Source organism: Luteibacter sp. P4_D7_3 (assembly GCF_056401735.1).
This window is the reverse complement of the sequence record NZ_JBFUIT010000368.1, coordinates 1-3,580: the sequence shown is the minus strand read 5'-3', so window position 1 is coordinate 3,580 and position 3,580 is coordinate 1. Positions and strand designations below refer to the sequence as shown.

5 protein-coding genes are annotated in these 3,580 nt (G+C 60.6%); 4 read left to right on the top strand and 1 reads right to left on the bottom strand.

From position 1 onward, the window contains the following. Nucleotides 1-204: 204 nt before the first annotated feature. The 3 genes from AC1DSN_RS19985 to AC1DSN_RS19975 all read left to right on the top strand — a co-directional run bounded on the left by AC1DSN_RS19985 (nt 205) and on the right by AC1DSN_RS19975 (nt 2,075). Nucleotides 205-843, top strand: coding sequence for an outer membrane protein (locus tag AC1DSN_RS19985; protein ID WP_477296129.1), 639 nt, complete (start codon nt 205-207; stop codon nt 841-843). 207 nt (nt 844-1,050) lie between these two features. Continuing rightward, nucleotides 1,051-1,494 carry a hypothetical protein gene (locus tag AC1DSN_RS19980; protein WP_477296128.1) on the top strand — a complete coding sequence of 148 codons (444 nt, stop codon included), beginning with the start codon at nt 1,051-1,053 and terminating at the stop codon, nt 1,492-1,494. Beyond that, a complete protein-coding gene (locus AC1DSN_RS19975; protein WP_477332431.1) occupies nt 1,491-2,075 on the top strand; it encodes a methyltransferase family protein in 585 nt (194 codons plus the stop codon). The genes AC1DSN_RS19980 and AC1DSN_RS19975 overlap by 4 nt, the downstream gene beginning before the upstream one ends. Before the next feature lie 13 nt (nt 2,076-2,088). On the opposite strand, the gene AC1DSN_RS19970 is transcribed toward AC1DSN_RS19975, so the two are convergent. Further along, a complete protein-coding gene (locus tag AC1DSN_RS19970) occupies nt 2,089-2,532 on the bottom strand; it encodes a DUF2628 domain-containing protein (protein ID WP_477296126.1) in 444 nt (147 codons plus the stop codon). Between the two features lie 213 nt (nt 2,533-2,745). Here AC1DSN_RS19970 and AC1DSN_RS19965 point away from each other — a divergent pair. Continuing rightward, on the top strand, nt 2,746-3,580 hold an 835-nt coding region (locus AC1DSN_RS19965), incomplete at its 3' end, for an alpha/beta hydrolase (protein ID WP_477332429.1).

The following is a 3,580-nucleotide window of genomic DNA, read 5'->3' as shown; positions in this document are numbered from 1 at the left end:
GCCTATGGACCCTGACGAACGCATGGAGTTGGAATGACCATGCTCGATGGTGGCATTGGACAGCCCAGCTTTTCGTGGACACTCAGGAGCTGTTTTGCGCCAGAGGGGGTGGTAGGCCGGATGTCGTCCCGCAGCTACAATGCGCCTGCCCCAAGGGGCCCAACCGGTCAGCCGGCCGGGTATCGATCTGGAACAGGGAATTTCATGAAGAACGTTCTGCTACTCACCGCCGCTGCCGTCGCGGCACTCTCCACGTCGAGCGCTGTCTTCGCGGACAGTCAGGGCGCTTTCGTCCAGGCGAACGTTGGACACGCCAATTCAAACGTCAAGAGCAGTTCCGCGTACGGCGTGCTAGGCGGTTACCGGTGGACGGTCGACGCGCCTTTCTATCTGGGAATGGAGGGCGGTTACATGAACCTCAACCACTCTCATTTCACATACAACAACACCCTGGTGACTACCGACATCGTCGGGCCGCACACGTTGACGAGTCAGAGCCGGGTCAGTTCGAAGAACGAAGCCCTGCTCTTGGGCGTCAACGGGAAGTGGGAACTTCCCGGGCGGTACTTCATCACCGCTCATGCGGGTGTCGCCCGCTATAGGAACGTCGTTCGCGTGCATTCGACGGGCACGCTCGATGGTTTGCCCACGGATGGCTTCCATGACCGGTACCGCTACTACGACACCAACTATTACGCAGGCATTGGCTTCGGCTACGACTTCAATCCGCAAGTCAGCCTCAGCTTCAACTACGACCACTACGCTCCCCGGTACGAAGCGTTCGGCGTCAAGGAAGACGTCAATTTCGACGCTTACGGCATGGCTGCGGAATTTCGATTCTGAGTGAACCGCGCTTGTCGACAGGTGCCTGATTCGTGGATGACATCGCAATCAAAGCCATCGTGAGTCCGTTGTTGTTTTTCTTCTTCGTCACGCTGGCGCTTTGGACTCGTCAGCGCATGACTTACGGAAGGTGATGTGACCTACGGCCATTGACGGATCCTCCGAGCGCTAGCCAGAATGCCCGCGCCATCAGGGGAGATGATGTTCATGGATGTAGAGCAGGGGTTCTGGGAGAGGCCAGCAGGGAACACGCTTCGCTGGGCGTTGTTCGTACCGGCGGCGATCGCCGGGAAGGTCCTGGCGTCCGTCCTCGTAGGCCTGCTTTTCCGCGTCAGCGTATGGACGCATTGGAATCTCTACACCATGCCGTGGGCCCTGGTCGCAGGAGCGGCGTTGTCCGGCGCGGCGGTCATTGCATGCGGCGTGCTGGTGGCCCCGCCCCAGCGACGGCGCACCGTCACTATCGTGCTGACCGCCGTGTACTGCCTGCTATGCATGATGGCTGCGTTTGCTGCCTTCCTGCTGCATCAATGGATACAGATGTACGGCGGGTGCGCGTCCGTCCTTGCCGCCATCGTTGTCGCCAAGATCCTGTACGACCGCGCCCCTGCGCTCTCGGCCGAACGCATCGACAAGGAAACACGGCGATGACCATGGAAGACTGGCTCAAACGCGGCATGGACATCGCGTGGCTGATACTCCTGTTGTGGTGGCTGGTCAGCGCGTGGGGAAATAAATCCGTCGCGCGCGGCGAACCGTGGCTGACGCGGTTATTGCTTTACTGGTTGCCACTCGTCGTGGCGTTCGGCTTGCTTGGGCCCGGGGACTGGTTTGGCCACACCTGGCTTCGCGAGGGGATCGTGCCGCATACGGTGCCGGTCTTCGCAGTCGCGCTRCTGTTCGTGGTGACGGGAGTCGCCCTGGCGTGCTGGTCCAGGTATCTGCTCGGACGCAACTGGAGCAGCGTTGTCCAGATCAAAGAAGATCATGTGCTGATCGAGGCCGGCCCCTATCGTTACATTCGGCATCCCATCTATACCGGCATCCTGCTTGCCTTCATCGGCACTGCGCTGAAAGAGGGTGACGTGCGAGTCATCTTCGGCGTGTTGATCGTCTTCCTCTCGTTCTGGCGCAAGCTGAGAATGGAAGAGCGGATGCTGGGCGAGACGTTCGGCGAGGCCTACGCTGCCTACCGGGCGCGGACGAAAGCCTTGATTCCCGGCGTCCTCTAGTCGACACGAACCGTCAGAACCACCGTGATTCGCGATCGATGATCAATCGGTAATAGCTGACATTGGCGCGTGAGCAGTAGACGGCCGAGATACCTGCACCTAGTGCGCGGAAGTGACGACCCAGTCCGATCATTTCGAGGACGAACAGGCAGACCAGGCTCAGCATGAAATAGCCGAGTGCCTGGCGGTACATCCCTTTGACGATGAAGTAGATCGGGCCGAAAAGAAACGCGAGCAGGTTGAGCGTGACCGCGAACCGTTCGCCGAAGGGGAGAGCCCTGATGTTGGGCAGGTCCGGGCCGCCTGCGTCCCTGATCGTGCGAAAACGGCGCTTCCAGGTCTCGGACACGTCGGCCCGTTCGATGGGATCGGGTGCGACGAAGGGTTTCCTGGGCTCCGCCGACTCGACGGGCATGGGAGCCACCTGGGAGCCATAGGAATTGTAGGGATCGTTCATCGGGTCCGTCCGGTGGGAACTAAGGTGGGCAGATTCTCAAATAGGAAAGGGTCAGATCGCAAGTAGTTGCCGAATTCGCAGATTATTGATGTCAGGAGTGCTCGACGGGTAAGGGTCGACGCGTCCGCAGGTTGTCGGTTCATTGCCCTGAGAAAGCCAGCCGCCACGGCCACAGTGATGGCTCTTGGATTCGCTATTCGCACAGGGGACGACATGAGCAAGGCAGCATGGATCGGCTTGGCCATCGCACTACTGATATCGGCGACGGCGGGGGCGAAGACCACGGGTACCGGGGACCTTCTCAACCAGCAAAACAAACCGTGGCAACCTCCGGCGCCTGCTATCCAGACCCCGCTCTGGCCAGAGGGCCTCAAGATCGCACCGCCCGCCACGCCCGGTGACGAAGCCTTCGGTACGTCGAAAGGGCAAATCGCGGGCCTGCCGATCACGATGGTCGAGCATGTTTCCGTGCCGACGATGACGATCTATCGCCCGACAGCAAAGAACACGGGTGCCGCCGTACTCGTGTTTCCCGGCGGCGGTTATCGCGTCCTGGCGATCGATCTGGAAGGCACGGAAGTGTGCGACTGGCTTACGGCCAAGGGCATCACGTGCGTTGTCCTGAAATACCGCGTGCCCGGCTCCGGCCCGTACTGGAATGATGAATGCAACTGCCGCCGCGCCCCCTCCGTACCCATGGCCTTGCAGGATGCACAACGCGCGATGGGCCTGCTGCGCGAGCAGGCGGCAACCATGGGTATCGATCCGCACAAGATCGGCGTACTTGGCTCTTCCGCGGGTGGCCGCATGGTCGCTGATATCAGCAATCATTCCCGGCGCAGCTATCGACCCATCGATGCCGCCGATCGACAGAGCAGCCGACCGGATTTCGCCATCGCACTTTATCCGGGGCATCTTTGGACATCTCCGGGCCTGACCTTGATGCCGGACGTGAAAATTGCCGCTGACGCGCCACCGACGTTCATTGTCCAGGCAGAAGACGATGCCACGGACGACATCCGGGAATCGCTGACTTACTACCTGGCAC

What these genes read in the sequence shown, in the direction of transcription:
- AC1DSN_RS19985 (WP_477296129.1), top strand. Translation starts at nt 205, where the DNA reads ATGAAGAACGTTCTGCTACTCACCGCCGCTGCCGTCGCGGCACTCTCC.
- AC1DSN_RS19980 (WP_477296128.1), top strand. Translation starts at nt 1,051, where the DNA reads ATGGATGTAGAGCAGGGGTTCTGGGAGAGGCCAGCAGGGAACACGCTT.
- AC1DSN_RS19970 (WP_477296126.1), bottom strand. Translation starts at nt 2,532, where the DNA reads ATGAACGATCCCTACAATTCCTATGGCTCCCAGGTGGCTCCCATGCCC.